A 19,466-nucleotide genomic window follows, 5' to 3' on the forward strand; every position below is an offset into this window, starting at 1 on the left:
CTGATGAAGGACGATTCTCCCGAGCTATTCCCCGCCGATAAAACACCGCTGTCCGTGCCGGTGCTTGTACCCATGCCTGCGCCGGTGCCTTACAGCTATCGTGTCCCGGACGGTGCAACGGTTCGCCCCGGGACTATCGTGCAGGTGCCGTTGGGCGCTCGGCAGGTCATTGGCGTCGTCTGGGACGACCATGGCGGGAAACCCGTCGATGAAAAGAAACTGAAACCGATCGAGCGTTTGTTCCATTGCCCGCCGCTTGATGAGAAAATGCGTGCGTTTCTCGATTGGGTTTCGGCTTACACCCTCTCGCCCCCCGGTCTTGTTGCGCGCATGGCATTGCGCGTCCCCAACGCGTTCGATCCCGAGCCAATGCTTGAGGGGCTGCGCTTCTCCGGCGTCGAGCCGGAGAAGATAACACCGGCGCGTAAAAAGGTACTGGAACTGGCGGGCGATGGCCTGAGTTGGACGCGGAGCGGGCTCGCGCATGCGGCCGGTGTTTCTCTGAGCGTTATCGATGGGCTCGTGGGACAGGGGGTTTTCGAGACGGTCTTTCTGCCGCCTCCGCCGATTGTCGCTGAACCCGATCCGGACTACGCGGCATCGCGTCTCGATGGAGAGCAGAAGGACGCCGCGGATACCATACTCGAGGACGCCATAGCCGATGGCTTTTCTGTCACTCTGATTGATGGGGTAACGGGATCCGGCAAGACCGAGGTCTATTTCGAGGCTATCGCCGAGACATTGAGGCGTGGGAAGCAGGTCCTGATTCTTCTGCCTGAGATCGCGCTTACGGCGGATTTCCTGGAACGGTTCCAGGACAGGTTCGGCTCAAAGCCCGCGGAGTGGCATTCGGAGCTTGCGGCGCGAACGCGCGAAAAGGTCTGGCGCCAGACCGCGACAGGCGATGTCCGAGTGGTAGCCGGAGCCCGCTCCGCGCTGTTTCTTCCCTTTCATGATCTAGGGCTTATCGTCGTCGACGAGGAGCATGATCCCGCATTCAAACAGGAAGACCGTGTCTTCTATAATGCGCGCGACATGGCGGTCGTTCGTGCCCGGATCGGCGGTTTTCCGATCCTGCTCGTTTCGGCGACGCCATCTGTCGAGAGCCAGGTCAATTGCCTGCAGGGACGTTATACCCGTATTCACCTGCCGACCCGTTACGCTGGGGCGGCACTGCCAGATCTCCACCTCATAGACATGCGGCGTCATCCGCCGGAACGCGGCGGCTTTCTCTCGCCGATCCTGCTACGCGCCGTCGGCCGGACGTTGGAGAAGAAGGAACAATCGCTCCTCTTTCTCAATCGTCGAGGTTATGCACCGCTCACGCTCTGTCGGGTTTGCGGTCACCGGTTCCAATGTCCTCAGTGCTCCAGCTGGCTGGTGGAACACAGGTTTCGCGGTCAGATTCAGTGTCATCAGTGCGGGTATGCGGAACCGACGCCGAACGCGTGCCCTGAATGCGGCACACTCGACCACCTCGTAGCCTGTGGCCCTGGGGTCGAGCGCATCGCCGAGGAGGTCGAGAAACATTTCCCCGATGCACGCACCCTTGTGCTCTCCTCCGATATCGGCGGTGTGAAACGGATGCGACTGGAGTTCGAAGCGGTAGCGAAAGGCGAGGCCGATATCGTCATCGGAACCCAGCTGGTTGCGAAAGGCCACAATTTTCCGCTCATGACGCTTGTGGGGATCGTCGATGCCGATATCGGTCTTGCCAATGGTGATCCCCGTGCGGCGGAAAGGACATACCAGCTTCTCTCCCAGGTGACCGGGCGGGCCGGACGCACAGGGCGGAAAAGCCATGGTCTTCTGCAAACCTACCAGCCGCAGCATCCCGTGATGCAGGCCCTGGTCGAGGGAGACGCCGAAGCTTTTTATGACCGGGAGGTTCAGGAACGCGAGCGCGCCGCGTTGCCGCCGTTCGGCCGGCTGGCGTCTATCATTGTGTCGGCGGACAATCGTGCCGATGCTGAAACGCATGCCCGACAGTTGCGCCAGGCGGCTCCTGTCGAGGCCGGCATTTCCGTTCTCGGGCCGGCCGAAGCACCCCTTGCACTTATCAGAGGGCGGTACCGTTTCAGATTGCTTGTCCACGGGCGCCGCAACAGTGACATCCAGTCATTTCTTCGCGCGATGCTGGAACGAGGGCCGAAAGAAAGGCGATCCATCCACGTTCAACTGGACATAGACCCCCAGAGCTTCCTTTAGTTGACAGGACGGAGCGCAAGTCCCTAATGGCGATGCGAAGTTGCGTGCGAGTCCATGGCTGCCTGCTCGCCAGAACATTTAAATTGTCGGGGATTGAAGTGGAATTCTATTTTCCAACGGAACTGGGGGAACGGCTTGCTTTTATTGGCGCGGCCGGGACTGTCGTCTTTGGCCTACTCATCATGCTCGCACCTGGCTTGGCGATGTCGTTCCTCGGCCTGCAGCCGCGCGAACCGCGAAATCAGGGATTCAGCGAAGTCCGATCGACCGGTGGCTTTTACGTCGGCTGCGGTCTGTCCGCTATCCTGCTGGCGCAGGACTGGATCTATCTAACGCTGGGAGCTGCCTTTGCATTTTCCGCTTTTGCGCGCATTCTGTCGCTGATGTCGGACGGAGCAAACGAGATGCGAAACTACCTTCTTCTGGTTGTGCAAATCGCCTTGGCTTTCCTGCCGTTGAGTTATGTTTTCCAGCTGTTTTGACTGAGCCTCGCCGACCCTTTTCAGCAGTGCTGACGCGATCAGATGTCGCACCGCCGCATTTTGCGTCATAAGCCTTCTCCTAAAGGCTTATTCCGGTGTTACGCGTGTTGCGAGTCCAGACTTCCTATGCTAGACGGACCGCGAAATTCGGAAAACGCAAGAGGGAGACCTCTGCGCTTCTGGGGGAAAAACAAACGATTTCAAGTTCATAAGTCGTCCATGCGGGGCGACTTGAAATCTTGGATCATAAACAGGGAAATTTTGCCCGTGGCAGACACATCCCAGCTCATTTCCGGTGTTGCCGAGCGCTACGCTTCGTCGCTTTTCGAGCTCGCGCTTGAAGCCAATGCCGTCGATGCTGTCGGCGCCGATCTCGGTCGCTTTGAGGCTATGATCCAGTCCAGCGACGATCTGAAGCGTCTCGTTTTGAGTCCCGTGTTTTCCGCCGAGGATCAACTGAACGCGATTTCCGCCTTGGCGGAAAAGGCTGGTCTTGGCGCGATGGTTGCCAACTTCCTGAAGGTGGTCGCTGGTAATCGCCGCTTGTTTGCCGTTTCTGGTATGATCTCCGCCTATCGGCAGATTGCTGCGCGTCACCGGGGCGAGGTCGCCGCTGAAGTAACGTCTGCTCATGCGCTCACTGCGGAGCAGGAAAAAGAATTGAAGGACGCGCTGAAGGGCGTGACCGGCAAGGACGTGGCAGTGTCTGTCACAGTCGATCCATCGATCCTGGGTGGGCTGATCGTAAAGGTCGGTTCGCGCCAGATCGACACGTCTCTTCGCACGAAACTTTCCACCCTTAAGCTTGCACTGAAAGAGGTTGGCTGATGGATATCCGCGCCGCGGAAATTTCCGCAATTCTGAAAGATCAAATCAAAAACTTCGGCAAGGAAGCCGAAGTGTCCGAAGTCGGCCAGGTGCTTTCCGTCGGTGACGGTATTGCCCGCGTCTACGGTCTGGACAATGTTCAGGCTGGCGAAATGGTTGAGTTTCCGGGCGGTATCCGCGGCATGGCGCTCAACCTCGAAACCGACAATGTCGGCGTCGTTATCTTCGGTTCTGACCGCGACATCAAGGAAGGTGACACCGTCAAGCGGACCGGCGCCATCGTGGACGTTCCGGTCGGTCCGGAACTGCTTGGCCGCGTTGTCGACGCGCTCGGTAATCCGATCGACGGCAAGGGCCCGATCAATGCCAAGCAGCGCGCACGCGTCGACGTTAAGGCTCCGGGCATCATTCCGCGCAAGTCGGTCCATGAGCCGATGTCGACCGGCCTCAAGGCCATCGACGCGCTCATCCCGGTCGGTCGTGGTCAGCGCGAGCTCGTCATCGGCGACCGCCAAACCGGCAAGACCGCGATCATCCTCGACACGTTCCTGAACCAGAAGCCGATCCACGACAACGGTCCCGACCAGGACAAGCTGTTTTGCGTGTACGTGGCGATCGGTCAGAAGCGTTCGACTGTTGCACAGTTCGTGAAGGTTCTCGAAGAGCGCGGCGCCCTGAAGTATTCCATCGTTGTTGCGGCGACCGCTTCCGATCCAGCTCCGATGCAGTATCTTGCTCCGTTCGCGGGTTGCGCAATGGGCGAGTACTTCCGCGACAACGGCCAGCACGCGCTGATCGGTTACGACGACCTTTCCAAGCAGGCCGTGGCCTACCGCCAGATGTCGCTGCTGCTGCGCCGCCCGCCGGGCCGCGAAGCCTATCCGGGCGACGTTTTCTACCTGCACTCGCGTCTGCTGGAGCGCGCCGCGAAGCTCTCCGACGAGCGTGGCGCCGGTTCGCTGACGGCTCTGCCGGTCATTGAGACCCAGGGTAACGACGTGTCGGCGTTCATTCCGACCAACGTTATCTCAATCACCGACGGTCAGATCTTCCTCGAAACCGATCTGTTCTACCAGGGTATCCGCCCGGCGGTTAACGTCGGTCTGTCCGTTTCGCGCGTCGGCTCGTCCGCCCAGATCAAGGCGATGAAGCAGGTTGCAGGTTCGATCAAGGGCGAACTGGCTCAGTATCGCGAAATGGCTGCCTTCGCCCAGTTCGGCTCTGACCTTGATGCCTCGACCCAGCGTTTGCTGAACCGTGGTGCCCGCTTGACGGAACTCCTGAAGCAGCCGCAGTTCTCTCCGCTCAAGACTGAAGAGCAGGTTGCGGTTATCTTCGCCGGTGTGAACGGCTATCTCGACAAGCTGCCTGTCAGCGATGTCGGTAAGTTCGAACAGGGTCTGCTGACGTACCTTCGTTCGGAAGGCAAGGCAGTTCTGGACGCAATCCGAACCGACAAGGCGATAAGCGACGACACGAAGGGCAAGCTGAAGGCGGCTCTCGACGCTTTCTCCAAGTCGTTCTCGTAAACGAGGCTCAAGCCAGGGACGGATAACGGATGCCTTCACTTAAGGATCTGAAAAACCGGATCGCCTCCGTCAAGGCGACGCAGAAGATCACCAAGGCGATGAAGATGGTTGCCGCGGCGAAACTGCGTCGTGCGCAGGAGGCGGCCGAGGCCGCCAGGCCTTACTCGCAGCGGATGGGTGCCGTGCTCGCCAACATCGCTCAGGCGGTGGGCGGCGATGACAGTGCTCCGAAGCTGATGACCGGTACCGGGAAGGACGACGTGCATCTGCTCGTTGTTTGCACCGCCGAGCGCGGTCTCTGCGGCGGTTTCAACTCGTCGATTTCTCGGTTTGCGCGCGATCATGCCCGCAAGCTTCTGGCTGCCGGCAAGACGGTGAAGATCTTCTGCGTTGGCAAGAAGGGTTACGATGTCCTTCGCCGCGAATTCGGACCGCTTATTATCGAACGGGTTGAGTTGCGTGATGTGAAGAAGGTCGGCTTTGAAAACGCCGACGCGATCGCTCGCAAGGTCATCGCCATGTTCGAGAAGGGCGAGTTCGACGTCTGCACGCTCTTCTATTCGGAGTTCAAGTCGGTCATCAGCCAAATCCCGACGGCACAGCAGTTGATCCCAGCGACGGCCGGGCCAGTTGCTGCCGAAGCTCAGGGATCCGCTGCGGCCATCTACGAATACGAACCGGACGCCGGTGCAATTCTCGAGGACCTCATTCCGCGAAACATTTCCGTGCAGATTTTCCGGGCTTTGCTCGAGAATGTCGCTGGCGAAATGGGCGCTAAGATGAGTGCGATGGACAACGCCACGCGCAACGCCGGTGAGATGATCCACAAGCTGACGCTGAACTACAACCGCCAGCGTCAGGCGCAGATCACCAAGGAACTGATCGAAATCATTTCGGGCGCGGAAGCGCTCTGAGGTTAAGGAAAAGAGGGTAAGATACATGGCTAAGGCAGCTACCCCGAAATCAAAAGCGGCAAAGACCGCAACCGGTGCTCTCGGCAAGGTGACACAGGTCATCGGCGCTGTCGTGGACGTGGCGTTCGAAGGCGAACTGCCCCCGATCCTGAACGCACTGGAAACCGACAACCAGGGCAACCGTCTGGTTCTGGAAGTGGCACAGCACCTTGGCGAAAACCAGGTTCGCACCATTGCTATGGACTCGACCGAGGGTCTGGTGCGTGGTCAGGAAGTGGCCGACACCGGCGCCCCGATCTCCGTTCCGGTCGGCAAGGAAACTCTCGGCCGAATCATGAACGTCATCGGTGAGCCCGTCGATGAAGCCGGTCCGATTGAAACGGCCGGCAAGCGCGCGATTCACCAGGAAGCTCCGGCTTACGTCGAGCAGTCCACAGAAGCGCAGATCCTGGTTACCGGCATCAAGGTCGTCGACCTGCTGGCTCCGTATGCCAAGGGCGGCAAGATCGGCCTGTTCGGCGGCGCCGGCGTCGGCAAGACGGTTCTGATCATGGAACTGATCAACAACGTCGCCAAGGCGCACGGTGGTTACTCGGTCTTCGCCGGCGTGGGTGAACGTACCCGCGAAGGCAACGACCTGTACCACGAAATGATCGAGTCGGGCGTCAACAAGCACGGCGGTGGCGAAGGCTCCAAGGCCGCTCTCGTTTACGGCCAGATGAACGAACCGCCGGGTGCTCGTGCTCGCGTGGCTCTGACAGGTCTGACGATCGCTGAAGACTTCCGCGACCAGGGCCAGGACGTTCTGTTCTTCGTCGACAACATCTTCCGCTTCACCCAGGCAGGCTCGGAAGTGTCCGCTCTGCTCGGCCGTATTCCTTCGGCCGTCGGTTATCAGCCGACGCTCGCCACCGACATGGGTCAGATGCAGGAACGCATCACAACCACGACCAAGGGCTCGATCACCTCGGTTCAGGCCATTTACGTTCCCGCCGACGACTTGACCGACCCGGCTCCTGCGACGTCGTTCGCGCACCTGGACGCTACGACCGTTCTGTCGCGCTCGATCGCAGAAAAAGGTATCTACCCGGCCGTGGACCCGCTCGACTCCACCTCGCGCATGCTCGACCCGATGGTTGTCGGCGAAGAGCACTACGAAGTGGCCCGTAAGGTTCAGACGACGCTGCAGCGCTACAAGTCGCTCCAGGACATCATCGCCATCCTCGGCATGGACGAACTGTCCGAAGAGGACAAGATGACCGTTGCCCGTGCCCGCAAGATCGAGCGCTTCCTGTCGCAGCCGTTCTTCGTCGCCGAAGTCTTTACCGGTTCTCCGGGCAAGCTGGTTGCACTTGAAGACACGATCAAGGGCTTCAAGGGACTTGTTAACGGCGAGTACGACCATCTGCCGGAAGCGGCCTTCTACATGGTGGGCTCTATCGACGAGGCTATCGAGAAGGCCAAGAAGCTGGCAGCAGAAGCCGCCTAATATACAGGCTTGGCGCGCGTTGTACGCGCGCCTCTCCTTCTCCTTTAAAAAAGTGAAGAGTCATGGCCGACAATTTCAATTTTGAACTCGTTTCGCCCGAGCGCTTGCTGCTTTCCGAAAAGGTGAGCGAAGTCGTCATTCCGGCTACGGAAGGCGAAATGACCGTCATGGCCAATCATGCCCCAACCATGACGACCATCAAGCCGGGCGTTGTATCGGTGAAGCTTGCATCCGGCCAAGTCCAAAAGTATGTCGTTTTTGGCGGCTTTGCGGACATCCTGCCGACCGGTTGTACCCTTCTTGCGGAATCTGCCGTTCCGCTCAGCGAGATCAATCGCGAGACGTTGATGAAGCGGATCGAGGCCGCCAGGGCCGAGATCGACAAGGCGGACAATCACGAGCATAAGACCCGCCTTGAGCAATATCTGGCGGAGCTGACGCACCTCAACGGTGTCATCATTCCCGCTTGATTCAGGCGTGTCGCTGGTGAATATGAGCCGGGCCGTTGGTCCGGCTTTTTCTTTGTCAGCGCCAATCCTGAAGGATCATTTCGGCGCCCTTTTCGGCGACCATCATTGTCGGCGCATTTATGTTGCCCGCCGTGACATTGGGGAAGATGGAGGCATCGATGATCCGAAGACCTGGCACGCCGTGAACACGCAGTCTTGAATCCACGACCGATCCTTGCGGATCAGGACCCATCGCGCAGGTTCCGCACAGGTGATAGATCGAACCACTGTTGGCTCTGAAGTAGTCGACAAGTTTTTCGTCGGTATCGACTGCCGGTGACGGAGAGACCTCTTCCTCTGTTACGGTACCCAGGGCCGTGGTCCCTGCGATCTTTCGTACCAGATGGCTGCCTTGCAGCACCTCGTCGATATCGTGATCCGTCGAAAGATAGTCCGGTCTTATTGCCGGCGCCACCGTCGCATCCGGCGATGTGATGTAGATCTCACCGCGGCTTGTGGGGCGGCACGAATTGAAGGCAATGAGAAAGCCGGGATAGGGCTCAGGCTTAAGCCCCGCCTTCGGATTGTTCGGGATGCGATATGACAGCGGATTGAAATAGAGCTGGATGTTCGGCCATGCCGCTGTTGCCGTACCGCGAAAGAAACCTCCGGCCTGGTTTACGCTCATTGCGAAGGGGCCCCGTCCGGTCAGCAGATATTGCAGAGCGAATCTGGCTTGGCCGAAGAGACTTGCGAAACTTCCATTCAGGGTCGGGCAGTTGGCGCGGTAATAGAAGCTGGCACAGAGATGATCCTGGAGGTTTCGGCCGACGGCGGGCAGTTCTCGACGCACCTCGATACCGTGGCGCGACAGAAGGGCTCCATCACCGAAGCCTGAAAGCTGCAGAAGCTGCGGGGTGCCGACTGCACCAGTGGCGAGAATAACCTCGCGCCGGGCCTTGAAGGTGCGTGCTTCGCCCCGCTGCGACACCTCAACGCCCTCCACTTTTCCCTGATTGTCGACGAGCAGTCTGCGGGCGTGTGCATGATGCTCGAGGGTGAGGTTGGAGCGCCTCAGCGCCGGGCGAAGATATTCGGCGCTGGAGTGTGATCTTTGCCCTCGACGCGTGTTGATGTCGTAAACACCTGCGCCCTCGATGGTCGCCCCGTTGAAATCTTCGTTGAGCGGCAGCCCGAGTTCCTTACAGCCTGCAAGAAAGGCATCACTAACGGCGTGCGTGCTGCCGCGCATCGGCGTTACATGAATAGGTCCGTCTGCACCGTGCCATTCGGAACCACCTTCGGCATGCGTCTCCAATCTTTTGAAGTACGGCAGGATACTGTCGTAGTCCCAGCCCGGATTTCCCGCTGCGGCCCAATCGTTGAAATCCGTTGCCGCACCGCGGACGAAAACCATGGCGTTTATTGATCCCGAACCGCCCTGTACCTTGCCGCGCGGGACGTAGATACGCCGATTAGCCAGCTCCGGCTCCGGCTCGGTCCAATACATCCAGTTGACCGATGGATTGTAATAACTCTTGGCGTAGCCGACCGGGATTTTGAACCAAAAAGAATTGTCTCTCCCGCCAGCCTCGAGCAGGACAACACTGTATCTGCCGTTCTCCGAAAGGCGGTTTGCCAGGATACAGCCTGCGGAGCCGGCCCCGACTATGATGAAGTCGTAGATCATTTCCGCCGCCGCTCAGCCTTTCGCCGGGACGAAGGTTTTGACGTCCGCCGGCTCTGCGGCCATCTGCAGGTGCAGCCGTTCTCCTCTATAGGGCGTATGCTGTCGTAAGAGCTCGTGGTCGAGTTCCACGCCTAGGCCGGGCTCCCTTGATGGGATGAGGTAACCGTCCTCGAACTGCAATTTCGTCTTCAGCACCTTTCCATGAAAATCGCCGAAGTCCTTGATCGCTTCATGGATCAGGAAATTGGGTGTCGCCGCCGACAGTTGGATGCTGGCCGCCGCCCCGATCGGGCCGTTGTAGAGATGCGGCGCGACTTGCGCGTAGAAGGCCTCCGCCATGCCCGCAATCTTCTTGGCCTCCAGAAGTCCGCCGACGCGGGCGACGTTCATTTGAAGGATTGAAGCCGCGCCCTCCTGCAGAACGCGGTGAAACTCGTACTTCGTCGTCAGCCGCTCGCCGGTGGACACGGGTATGGATGTCGCGCGGGCGACCTCCGCCATCGCCGCCTCCTGGCCCGGGGGAACCGGCTCCTCGAACCAGAGCGGGTCGTATTTCTCAAGCCGCTTGGCGAGCCGGATTGCAGACGAGGGGACCATCTGTCCGTGGGTGCCAAAGAGGATATCCGCGCGATTTCCGATCGCCGCACGAATTTTGCGGCAGAATTCCTCGCATCGGTCCATCACGCCGAGGGAAAGCTGGTGTCCCGAATAGTTGGTGTATGGGCCTGCGGGGTCGAACTTCAGTGCCGTGAAACCCATCTCGACCATACGCACGGCCTCTTCGGCGGCGAGGTCCGGGTCGTTGTAGTCGTAGTCCCCTGCGGAGTTTTTCGGATAGAGATAAGTGTATGCTCGCAGCTTCTCGTGAACGACGCCACCCAGAAGATCCGCCACCGGGCGCCCGGCTGACTTGCCGATGATGTCCCAGCATGCGATTTCCAGCCCGGATACGATCCCCATCATGGTTGGGTCCGGCCGCTGGGTAAAACCGCTCGAATAGGCTGCTCGCCAGAACCGCTCGATGCGGTGGGGATCATGCCCCTCCAGATAACGCGTGAAGACGTCTTCGATCAGCGGGACCAGTCCCGTCGGATGGAAGGCGGTCGAATAGATCTCGCCGACACCCCTGATGCCGCATGCCGTCTCCAGTTCGACGAATATCCAGTACATTCCGCCGATGTAGGGTGGTGGCACGGCGACAATGTGCGTTTCAAGCGAATCGATCTTCATCGGTATCTCCCGGCATTGCATGATCCCGATGCGCCCTCTCGCGGCATCGACTGCACGATTATGGGAACAAGGCCTGCCTTGAGCGCAAGTGAGATATTCTCAGGGTGATCATTCAAAAAGCGAATGCTTCAGGGTGCGGCCAAGGGTTTGACCGCCGTTGGTTCGCTTTTTATCTCCGAAGCAAGCCACTTCCGGAAAGCGGCGACATTCTGCGGATCCCGTTGACCCGCGCGAGTTACGAGCCAATAGGACTCGTGTCCTTCAATCTCGACATCCATCACGCGTACCAGTCGACCCTCATTCATCAGAGGTGCTACCATATGGCAGTCAGCGACGGTGACCCCGAGCCCATTGCAGGCAGCCTCGATCGCCATGTCGAGCAGGTCAAACTCGAAGCCGCCTGCCGTGTCCGTGTTCGCCATACCCGCGGCGTCCAGCCAGCGCTGCCACGTTAGGTAACGCTGATCCGCTGCCGCCAGAACATGAAGGAACGTGAGCCTCGAAAAGTCTGGCAATGTCTCCGCGGGGAGACCGACAAGTAGAGAGGGAGCGCAGACAGCAATGTGTCGCTCGGTTATCAGAAGTTCTGAATTGAGGGTTGGCCATTCCCCGTCGCCGAAGCGGATGGCGCAGTCGAGGACGCTGCGGTCAGTTAGGCTGTCCTGCAGGTCGGTCGTTATGCTGATTTCTAGATCCGGCAAGAAGGCGCGCAGTTTGCCGAGCCTCGGCATTAACCATCGCTTTGCAAATGTGGGGGGGACGTTGATGCGCAGTCTGTTGCGGTTACTTTTCTCTGTGATGTTTCGAACCGTCCTTTCGACATCGTGGAAAGCCTGCCGAAGCGCGGCGAGAAGTTCCAGGCCGGAAGGCGTTAGTTCTAGGTGATGGTGTCGCCTTATCACCAGGAGTTCGCCGAGTTGATCCTCCAGGTTGCGTACCTGACGGCTGACGGCGCTCTGTGTCAGGTTCAAACGCTCCGCAGCCTTGGTGAAGCTTCTGGTCTGCCCTACCACCTCGAACACTTTCATGGCGGAAAGTGCCGGAAGTCTCCTCGTTGTCATTTCAGATTGCCTCGCCCGAAGTCTCTTGTGCGTTATTAAAACAGAGCACTCCACTAACCGCCACTTGGTTTCCAAGGTAGCCTTGTGGGATGAACACACTTACACATTCAAGCCGTAGGATCCGGCCGACGCCCGTTTTGGTGGAATTCTTCTCGAAGGAGCGAATGATGAAAGTCGGAATCGTAGGTGCTGGTATGGTCGGCAGCGCTGCCGGATATGCCCTTGCTATGCTGGGCATTGTGCATGAGATCGTTCTGGTCGATATGAATGATGCCTTGGCGATAGCGCAAGCCGAGGATATTTCACACGCTGTGCCTTTTCTCTCGGCGACGGTGGTTCGGGCGGGGCAATATGCAGACCTCGACGGTGCGGGCGTGGTGATCCTGGCTGCCGGCGTCAGCCAGAAACCCGGTGAGACCCGGCTTGAATTGCTGGGCCGCAATGCGGCGGTGTTTCGGCAGGTGGTTGGCAGGGTTCTTGATGTTGCGCCCGGCTGCATCCTGCTTATTGCTACCAATCCGGTCGACGTCATGACACAGGTTGCTACTCGTCTTTCGGGTATCGACGCCAGCCGCGTCATCGGCTCGGGTACGATATTGGACACGGCCAGATTTCGAAGCCTCGTCGGCCGCCATCTCGGCATTTCACCCCAATCGGTTCATGCCTATGTCCTCGGGGAGCATGGAGATAGCGAGGTGTTGGGCTGGTCAAGCGCACGCGCCGGATCGGTTTCGCTGCTGTCTTTCGCGTCGCAGGTTGGCCGGCCTCTGACCGACGATATCCGCAATCAGATTGACGATGGTGTGCGAAACGCCGCCTACAAGATAATAAGCGGCAAAGGATCGACCTACTACGGTATCGGCTCCGGCCTCGCGCGGATCGTCAAAGCAATCGCGCAGGATCAACGCGATGTGTTATCCGTTTCCATGGTAACGCGGGAGGTTGCAGGCGTGCGAGATGTTGCCCTGTCGATCCCGCGCATTATTGGAGCGCAGGGCGTCCTGTCGGATCTGGTCCCGGACATGAACGCCGACGAACGGCAGGCGCTGCGGCGAAGTGCGGAGTTGTTGAAAGAGCGTGCCGACGCCGTACCTCTTTAGCGATCACTTCTCGTCAATCGTCTTGTCTCGGGATCGACTTGCCGGTACTGGCGGTATTGGACAAGAGTGCAGAAATCCGGTAAACATAGGGAAATAGTTATGTATAACGCGGATATCTCATGAGCCCAGCAAAGCCCGACTTGGCGCAGATGCCTGAACAGATAGACGGCTTCATGTCAAAAGCGCGTGTCGCCAGCGAATTGCTGAAAGCGCTATCACACGAGACACGGCTCCTCATTCTCTGCATCCTCAGTCAGGGAGAGAAGACCGTAAGCGAGATTGAATCGATTCTCGGCTTGCAGCAGGCTGTCGTTTCGCAGCAGCTTGCCCGTCTTCGCCTTGAGCAACTCGTCAAAACGCGACGAGATGGCCGTTCGATCTACTATTCCATCGCAAATCCCAATGTGACGGAGGTAGTTTCCGTCCTTTACCGGATTTACTGTGCCCCCGATGCGGGTGATGACGGCCAATGACGTCCAGCCTGCCCCTTGATCGGCAAAGGTCTGCCGAGTGCGCTTGCGGCCGATTCGTTTAGTAACGGGGCAGGCGGATGATCGACAAGCTTGAGTTTTTCATCGCCCTTGCCAGGGAAAAGCATTTCGGGCGTGCGGCCGAGGACTGCGGGATCACGCAGCCCACGCTGTCGGCCGCGATCCGCCAACTCGAAGACCAGCTAGGCGTGATTCTGGTGCAACGCGGGTCGCGGTTCCAGGGACTTACGCCCGAAGGTCAGCGGGTGCTGGAATGGGCGCGACGAATTGTCGGCGACGCCCGTACGATGCGGGAGGAAATGCGGGCGGCGCGAACCGGTCTCGCCGGGCATATTCGTCTCGCGGTTATTCCCACCGCGCTTGCCATGGTGCCACGACTGACGGAGCCCTTTCAGGATAAGCATCCCGAGGTGACCTTTTCAGTCGTTTCGCGCACGTCACTTCAGGTGCTGAGTCTTCTGGAAAATCTCGAGATAGATGCCGGTATCACCTACCTAGACAATGAACCCCTCGGCCGCGTGACGTCGGTACCCCTTTACTCTGAACGTTATCACCTCATAACCGCCGCCGGCGCACCATTGGCTGATCGACAATCGGTGACATGGCGGGAGGTGTCCGACCTTCGGCTTTGTCTATTGACCGCCGATATGCAGAACCGTCGCATTATCAACCAGCATATGGCGGAAGCCGGGGTGATACCCAAGCCCACACTCGAATCGAACTCCATGATCGTTCTGTTCTCGCACATAAGGACGGGTCGATGGGCATCGATAATGCCACGGAATGTAGCGGAAGCCTTTGGTTTTCCATCTCAAATACAGATGATTCCGATTGTCGAACCCGACGCTGAACATACGGTTGGTGTGGTTGCGACACATCGGGAGCCGTATACCCCCCTCGTTTCCGCGTTGTTGCATGAGGCGCGCAGAGTGGCGGAGCGGGAAGTCTTTTGATAGATTTTTTCTATCAATTGACGATATAGCATTATTGACCAGCGACCTCCTGCGATATCTTCTTAAAACCATGCTTGTCGCATGTCGGTTTGGGAGGGCTGGACATGAATATCAGGACGACGGCGGGAAGTGTTTCCTCGCAGATCCGTGCGATCATCGATGATCTTCGTCACCTCGAAGGCCCGCTTCTGCCAATCCTTCATGCCATTCAGGACGCATTTGGGTATATTCCCGAAGAAGCGAAGCCTATTATTGCGGGCGAGTTGAACCTTTCGCGAGCCGAAGTGCACGGTGTGATCAGTTTCTATCACGACTTTCGCGCTCAGCCGACCGGTAGACATGTGCTCAAGCTCTGTCGGGCCGAGGCGTGTCAGTCGATGGGTGGCGAACAACTTGCCGCAACACTTCTGGCTAGACTTGGTGTCGACTGGCATGGAACAACCCCCGACAATGCCTTGACGGTAGAACCAGTCTACTGTCTCGGCTTGTGCGCCATGGCGCCGGCCTGCATGCTCGACGGTCAGCCGATCGCGCGGCTTGACGAAGACTGTCTTACCGACATAGCCGGCGAGGTACGCCGATGAGCGTGGTCGTTTTTGTTCCGGGTGATGCTGCAGCAATCGCCGTCGGCGCCGACAAGGTCGCGAAAGCGATCGAGCAAGAGGCAGTGGCTCGCGGTCTCGACGTCACCATCGTGCGCAACGGTTCGCGTGGCATGTTATGGCTTGAGCCGTTGGTGGAAGTTAGAACCGATCATCAGCGGCTTGCCTATGGTCCTGTCAAAGTGTCCGACGTGGCCGGTCTTTTCGAAGCGGGGTTCCTCGATGGTGCCGAGCATGTACTGTCCTGCGGCCAGACTAAGGATATTCCTTTCCTGGCGCGACAGACCCGTTTGACCTTCTCCCGTTGTGGAGTGACAGATCCGCTCTCGCTTTCGGACTATCGCCATTATCAGGGCCTCAAGGGCTTGGAGAAGGCTGTGGCGATGACGCCTGCCGATATCGTCAAGCAAGTGACCGATAGTGGTCTGCGCGGACGCGGTGGTGCTGGCTTTCCAACCGGCATCAAGTGGAAGACGGTCGCCGATGCTGCTGGACCGCAGAAATACATCGTCTGCAATGCGGATGAGGGCGACAGCGGTACGTTCTCCGACCGGATGATCATGGAAGGCGATCCCTTTGTTCTGATCGAGGGAATGGCGATCGCCGGCATCGCGACCGGGGCGACCAAAGGCTACATCTACACCCGTTCGGAATATCCGCACGCCGTACGAACCATGCAGGCGGCAATCGAGATCGCCCGCCGCGAGCATATCCTCGGGCCATCGGTCCTCGGTTCGGCCTACTCGTTCGATATCGAGGTGCGCATGGGTGCGGGCGCCTATGTCTGCGGCGAGGAGACCTCGTTGCTGAACAGCCTTGAGGGCAAGCGCGGGATAGTCCGGGCCAAACCGCCGCTGCCCGCGCTTCAGGGTCTCTTCGGTCGCCCGACCGTGGTCAACAACGTCATCTCGCTTGCCTCCGTTCCGGTGATCATGGACCGGGGGGCGCAGTTCTATCGCGATTACGGCGTGGGCCGTTCGCACGGAACTATACCGATCCAGCTCGCTGGCAACATCAAGCATGGTGGTCTCTACGAAACGGCGTTTGGTGTGACTCTGCGCGAACTCATTTACGATATTGGTGGCGGGACCCTGTCGGGCCGCCCGGTCAAAGCCGTTCAGGTCGGCGGACCGCTCGGCGCCTATTTTCCCCCGTCCCTTTTCGACACCGTGTTCGACTATGAGGCCTTCGCCGCGAAGGATGGCCTGATTGGTCACGCGGGCGTCGTTGTTTTCGACGACACCGCGGATATGCTGAAACAGGCGCGTTTTGCCATGGAGTTCTGCGCCGTCGAAAGTTGTGGCAAGTGCACGCCCTGTCGTATCGGCTCGACGCGTGGCGTCGAGACCGTCGAGCGGATCGCAGCGGGTATCGAGCCGGAGCGAAACAGGGCGCTGCTTGCCGATCTCTGCAATACGATGAAGTTTGGATCGCTTTGCGCGTTGGGCGGCTTTACGCCCTATCCGGTGATGAGCGCGATGACGCATTTTCCGGAAGATTTTGCCCCAACCCCCCTCATTGAAGCGGCGGAGTAAGACAATGGCTCTCGTTCCTGAAATTGATTACGGCACCCCTGCCTCGAAGTCTTCAGAGACTGTAACACTGACCATCGACGGCCGGCAGGTTTCCGTGCCCGCAGGCACCTCGATCATGCGCGCTTCAATGGAAGCCGGCATCCAGGTGCCCAAGCTCTGTGCCACCGACATGGTGGATGCTTTCGGGTCATGCCGTCTCTGTCTGGTGGAGGTCGAGGGACGCAACGGCACTCCGGCCTCCTGTACCACACCGGTCGCGAACGGCCTGGTTGTCCACACTCAAACGGAACGGCTGAAGCAGATCCGCAAGGGCGTGATGGAACTCTATATATCCGATCACCCGCTTGACTGTCTGACCTGTGCCGCCAATGGCGACTGCGAACTTCAGGACATGGCAGGAGCGGTCGGCTTGCGCGACGTGCGCTATGGCTACGAGGGCGACAATCATGTGAAAGCGCGGGACGGTGTCGGCGAGATCAACGCTCGCTGGATGCCAAAGGACGAGTCGAACCCGTATTTCACCTATGACCCTTCCAAATGCATCGTGTGCTCCCGGTGCGTACGTGCCTGCGAAGAGGTGCAGGGCACGTTCGCGCTGACGATCGAGGGTCGAGGTTTCGACAGCCGCGTGTCGCCAGGCATGCACGAGCATTTCCTCGAATCGGAGTGCGTGTCCTGCGGTGCCTGCGTTCAGGCCTGCCCCACCGCGACCCTTACGGAAAAGTCGGTGATCCAGATCGGGCAGCCGGAGCACTCGGTCGTTACCACATGCGCCTATTGCGGTGTCGGCTGTTCGTTCAAGGCGGAAATGCGTGGCGAGGAACTCGTCCGCATGGTGCCCTACAAGGATGGCAAGGCCAATCGTGGGCACTCCTGCGTCAAGGGGCGGTTCGCCTATGGCTATGCAAGCCACAAGGAGCGGATTCTCAATCCGATGATCCGCGAGAAGATATCCGATCCGTGGCGTGAGGTGACTTGGGACGAAGCGTTTGCGCACGTAGCGTCGGAGTTCAAGCGCATCCAGTACCAGTATGGCCGCGAGTCTGTTGGCGGTATTACCTCATCACGCTGCACCAATGAGGAAACTTTCCTCGTCCAAAAATTGATCCGTGCGGGCTTCGGCAACAACAACGTGGACACCTGCGCCCGCGTCTGTCACTCCCCGACCGGTTATGGTCTCGGACAGGCTTTCGGCACGTCGGCAGGCACGCAGGATTTCGATTCCGTCGAACACGCGGACGTGGTTGTCGTCATCGGCGCCAATCCTACCGACGGCCATCCCGTCTTTGGCTCGCGCCTCAAGAAACGGTTGCGCCAGGGTGCGAAGCTGATCGTCATCGATCCGCGCCGCACGGACATTGTCCGCAGTCCGCATATCGAAGCCGCGTATCACTTACCTCTGAAGCCTGGTACTAACGTTGCGGTCATGACGGCACTGGCGCATGTCATCGTGACCGAGGGTCTCTTTGCCGAAGCCTTTATTCGGGAGCGTTGCGACTGGTCGGAGTTCGAGGACTGGGCAGCCTTCGTGGCCGATCCGCAGCATAGCCCGGAAACTACGGAGAGCTTCACGGGTGTTCCGGCAGATCTCGTTCGTGGTGCCGCGCGTCTCTACGCGACTGGGGGCAACGGCGCGATCTACTATGGGCTCGGCGTTACCGAGCACAGCCAGGGCTCGACGACTGTCATGGCAATCGCGAACCTGGCGATGGCGACTGGCAATATCGGCCGCCCCGGTGTCGGCGTAAATCCGTTGCGCGGCCAGAACAATGTGCAGGGTTCTTGTGACATGGGTTCGTTCCCGCACGAATTGCCCGGCTACCGCCATATCTCTGATGATGCGACGCGCGACATCTTCGAGAAGCTGTGGGGCGTTAAGCTCAACAACGAGCCGGGACTGCGCATTCCGAACATGCTGGATGCCGCCGTCGAAGGCACGTTTAAGGGCATTTACATTCAGGGCGAGGATATCCTTCAGTCCGATCCAGATACGAAACACGTGTCCGCCGGTCTTGCTGCGATGGAATGCGTCGTGGTTCACGATCTCTTCCTGAACGAAACCGCGAACTATGCGCACGTCTTCCTTCCAGGGTCGACCTTCTTGGAGAAGGACGGCACCTTCACAAACGCGGAACGTCGCATAAACCGGGTCCGCAAGGTGATGAGCCCGAAAAACGGCTATGCCGACTGGGAGGTGACCCAGAAGCTGGCACAGGCGCTGGGACTTGACTGGGCATATACCCATCCGTCGCAGATCATGGATGAAATCGCCGCGACGACGCCGAGCTTCGCCAGTGTATCCTATGACTATCTTGAGAAAATGGGGTCCGTTCAGTGGCCGTGCAATGAGAAGTTCCCAGAAGGTTCCCCGATCATGCACGTCAACGGTTTCGTGCGCGGCAAGGGCAAGTTCATCCGCACGGAATATGTGGCGACCGACGAGCGTACGGGGCCGCGTTTCCCGCTTCTGCTGACGACCGGCCGCATCCTGTCTCAGTACAATGTCGGCGCCCAGACCCGACGGACCGAGAACGTTGTCTGGCACTCCGAGGACCGACTGGAAATCCACCCGCATGATGCCGAACAACGTGGCATCAAGGACGGTGACTGGATCAAGTTGGCGAGTCGTTCGGGCGAGACGACATTGAGGGCACTCATCACGGACCGGGTGGCAACGGGAGTCGTTTATACGACGTTCCATCATCCCGATACGCAGGCCAACGTAATCACGACGGATTATTCCGACTGGGCCACCAACTGTCCGGAATACAAGGTGACCGCAGTCCAGGTGTCGCCGTCCAATGGTCCGACTGAATGGCAGCAGGATTATGACGATCTCGCACGCCGGTCGCGTCGGATTGTCGGAAAGCTGGAGGCTGCGGAATAGTGCTGCATTGGGAAGCTC

The 19,466-nt window shown here is 59.0% G+C and carries 16 protein-coding genes; 13 read left to right on the forward strand and 3 right to left on the reverse strand.

The genetic code is table 11. The features are described 5' to 3' along the window. The first annotated feature begins 3 nt into the window (after nucleotides 1–3). From J5J10_RS00645 to J5J10_RS00675, 7 genes are all read left to right on the forward strand, one after another. Nucleotides 4–2,208 (forward strand): primosomal protein N', encoded by a 2,205-nt coding sequence (locus J5J10_RS00645; RefSeq protein WP_211928395.1) that lies wholly within the window; start codon nucleotides 4–6, stop codon nucleotides 2,206–2,208. A 98-nt stretch (nucleotides 2,209–2,306) separates the two neighbouring features. Continuing rightward, nucleotides 2,307–2,690, forward strand: a complete 384-nt coding sequence (locus J5J10_RS00650) for a DUF4345 family protein (protein WP_211928396.1) — start codon at nucleotides 2,307–2,309, stop codon at nucleotides 2,688–2,690. Nucleotides 2,691–2,951: 261 nt separating this feature from the next. Beyond that, nucleotides 2,952–3,518 (forward strand): F0F1 ATP synthase subunit delta, encoded by a 567-nt coding sequence (locus J5J10_RS00655; protein ID WP_211928397.1) that lies wholly within the window; start codon nucleotides 2,952–2,954, stop codon nucleotides 3,516–3,518. Next, nucleotides 3,518–5,047 carry a F0F1 ATP synthase subunit alpha gene (atpA, locus tag J5J10_RS00660; RefSeq protein WP_208554374.1) on the forward strand — a complete coding sequence of 510 codons (1,530 nt, stop codon included), beginning with the start codon at nucleotides 3,518–3,520 and terminating at the stop codon, nucleotides 5,045–5,047. Before J5J10_RS00655 ends, atpA begins: the two co-directional genes overlap by 1 nt. 29 nt (nucleotides 5,048–5,076) lie before the next feature. Further along, the gene (locus J5J10_RS00665; RefSeq protein WP_208554373.1) at nucleotides 5,077–5,961 is read left to right on the forward strand and encodes a F0F1 ATP synthase subunit gamma; all 885 of its coding nucleotides are present in this window, start codon (nucleotides 5,077–5,079) and stop codon (nucleotides 5,959–5,961) included. Nucleotides 5,962–5,986: 25 nt separating this feature from the next. Then, nucleotides 5,987–7,450: a F0F1 ATP synthase subunit beta gene (atpD, locus tag J5J10_RS00670; protein WP_211928398.1), complete on the forward strand. Its 1,464-nt coding sequence runs from the start codon at nucleotides 5,987–5,989 to the stop codon at nucleotides 7,448–7,450. 62 nt (nucleotides 7,451–7,512) lie between these two features. Next, the gene (locus J5J10_RS00675) at nucleotides 7,513–7,920 is read left to right on the forward strand and encodes a F0F1 ATP synthase subunit epsilon (protein WP_211928399.1); all 408 of its coding nucleotides are present in this window, start codon (nucleotides 7,513–7,515) and stop codon (nucleotides 7,918–7,920) included. A gap of 55 nt (nucleotides 7,921–7,975) precedes the next feature. Here the strand turns inward: J5J10_RS00675 and J5J10_RS00680 are convergent, their stop codons facing one another. From J5J10_RS00680 to J5J10_RS00690, 3 genes are all read right to left on the reverse strand, one after another. Then, a complete protein-coding gene (locus J5J10_RS00680) occupies nucleotides 7,976–9,589 on the reverse strand; it encodes a GMC family oxidoreductase N-terminal domain-containing protein (RefSeq protein WP_211928400.1) in 1,614 nt (537 codons plus the stop codon). Nucleotides 9,590–9,601: 12 nt separating this feature from the next. Further along, nucleotides 9,602–10,819, reverse strand: a complete 1,218-nt coding sequence (locus J5J10_RS00685) for a mandelate racemase/muconate lactonizing enzyme family protein (RefSeq protein WP_211928401.1) — start codon at nucleotides 10,817–10,819, stop codon at nucleotides 9,602–9,604. 128 nt (nucleotides 10,820–10,947) lie between these two features. Beyond that, nucleotides 10,948–11,847, reverse strand: coding sequence for a LysR substrate-binding domain-containing protein (locus J5J10_RS00690; RefSeq protein ID WP_211928402.1), 900 nt, complete (start codon nucleotides 11,845–11,847; stop codon nucleotides 10,948–10,950). 173 nt (nucleotides 11,848–12,020) lie between these two features. Between J5J10_RS00690 and J5J10_RS00695 the strand changes: the two genes are divergently transcribed. The 6 genes from J5J10_RS00695 to fdhF all read left to right on the forward strand — a co-directional run bounded on the left by J5J10_RS00695 (nucleotide 12,021) and on the right by fdhF (nucleotide 19,448). Then, nucleotides 12,021–12,980 carry an L-lactate dehydrogenase gene (locus J5J10_RS00695; RefSeq protein WP_349252084.1) on the forward strand — a complete coding sequence of 320 codons (960 nt, stop codon included), beginning with the start codon at nucleotides 12,021–12,023 and terminating at the stop codon, nucleotides 12,978–12,980. 119 nt (nucleotides 12,981–13,099) lie between these two features. Further along, entirely contained in the window at nucleotides 13,100–13,453 is a 354-nt protein-coding gene (locus J5J10_RS00700) for a metalloregulator ArsR/SmtB family transcription factor (protein WP_208554366.1), read from the forward strand. A 77-nt stretch (nucleotides 13,454–13,530) separates the two neighbouring features. Continuing rightward, on the forward strand, nucleotides 13,531–14,424 hold the full coding sequence (locus tag J5J10_RS00705; protein ID WP_211928403.1) for a LysR family transcriptional regulator: 894 nt from the start codon (nucleotides 13,531–13,533) through the stop codon (nucleotides 14,422–14,424). A gap of 104 nt (nucleotides 14,425–14,528) precedes the next feature. Further along, the gene (locus J5J10_RS00710) at nucleotides 14,529–15,008 is read left to right on the forward strand and encodes a formate dehydrogenase subunit gamma (protein ID WP_211928404.1); all 480 of its coding nucleotides are present in this window, start codon (nucleotides 14,529–14,531) and stop codon (nucleotides 15,006–15,008) included. Further along, nucleotides 15,005–16,561 carry an NADH-quinone oxidoreductase subunit NuoF gene (locus J5J10_RS00715; RefSeq protein WP_211928405.1) on the forward strand — a complete coding sequence of 519 codons (1,557 nt, stop codon included), beginning with the start codon at nucleotides 15,005–15,007 and terminating at the stop codon, nucleotides 16,559–16,561. The genes J5J10_RS00710 and J5J10_RS00715 overlap by 4 nt, the downstream gene beginning before the upstream one ends. Nucleotides 16,562–16,565: 4 nt before the next feature. After that, nucleotides 16,566–19,448 (forward strand): formate dehydrogenase subunit alpha, encoded by a 2,883-nt coding sequence (fdhF, locus tag J5J10_RS00720; RefSeq protein ID WP_211928406.1) that lies wholly within the window; start codon nucleotides 16,566–16,568, stop codon nucleotides 19,446–19,448. Nucleotides 19,449–19,466 lie beyond the last annotated feature (18 nt).

The sequence above is a fragment of the Ciceribacter sp. L1K23 genome, assembly GCF_018122705.1.
Classification (GTDB): domain Bacteria; phylum Pseudomonadota; class Alphaproteobacteria; order Rhizobiales; family Rhizobiaceae; genus Allorhizobium.

Bases quoted from the DNA above. Each gene is read 5' to 3' on its own strand.
- J5J10_RS00680 (WP_211928400.1), bottom strand. From the start codon at position 9,589: ATGATCTACGACTTCATCATAGTCGGGGCCGGCTCCGCAGGCTGTATC.
- J5J10_RS00715 (WP_211928405.1), top strand. From the start codon at position 15,005: ATGAGCGTGGTCGTTTTTGTTCCGGGTGATGCTGCAGCAATCGCCGTC.
- J5J10_RS00705 (WP_211928403.1), top strand. From the start codon at position 13,531: ATGATCGACAAGCTTGAGTTTTTCATCGCCCTTGCCAGGGAAAAGCAT.
- atpD (WP_211928398.1), top strand. From the start codon at position 5,987: ATGGCTAAGGCAGCTACCCCGAAATCAAAAGCGGCAAAGACCGCAACC.
- J5J10_RS00710 (WP_211928404.1), top strand. From the start codon at position 14,529: ATGAATATCAGGACGACGGCGGGAAGTGTTTCCTCGCAGATCCGTGCG.
- J5J10_RS00645 (WP_211928395.1), top strand. From the start codon at position 4: ATGAAGGACGATTCTCCCGAGCTATTCCCCGCCGATAAAACACCGCTG.
- atpA (WP_208554374.1), top strand. From the start codon at position 3,518: ATGGATATCCGCGCCGCGGAAATTTCCGCAATTCTGAAAGATCAAATC.
- J5J10_RS00700 (WP_208554366.1), top strand. From the start codon at position 13,100: ATGAGCCCAGCAAAGCCCGACTTGGCGCAGATGCCTGAACAGATAGAC.
- J5J10_RS00690 (WP_211928402.1), bottom strand. From the start codon at position 11,847: ATGAAAGTGTTCGAGGTGGTAGGGCAGACCAGAAGCTTCACCAAGGCT.
- J5J10_RS00675 (WP_211928399.1), top strand. From the start codon at position 7,513: ATGGCCGACAATTTCAATTTTGAACTCGTTTCGCCCGAGCGCTTGCTG.
- J5J10_RS00665 (WP_208554373.1), top strand. From the start codon at position 5,077: ATGCCTTCACTTAAGGATCTGAAAAACCGGATCGCCTCCGTCAAGGCG.
- fdhF (WP_211928406.1), top strand. From the start codon at position 16,566: ATGGCTCTCGTTCCTGAAATTGATTACGGCACCCCTGCCTCGAAGTCT.
- J5J10_RS00685 (WP_211928401.1), bottom strand. From the start codon at position 10,819: ATGAAGATCGATTCGCTTGAAACGCACATTGTCGCCGTGCCACCACCC.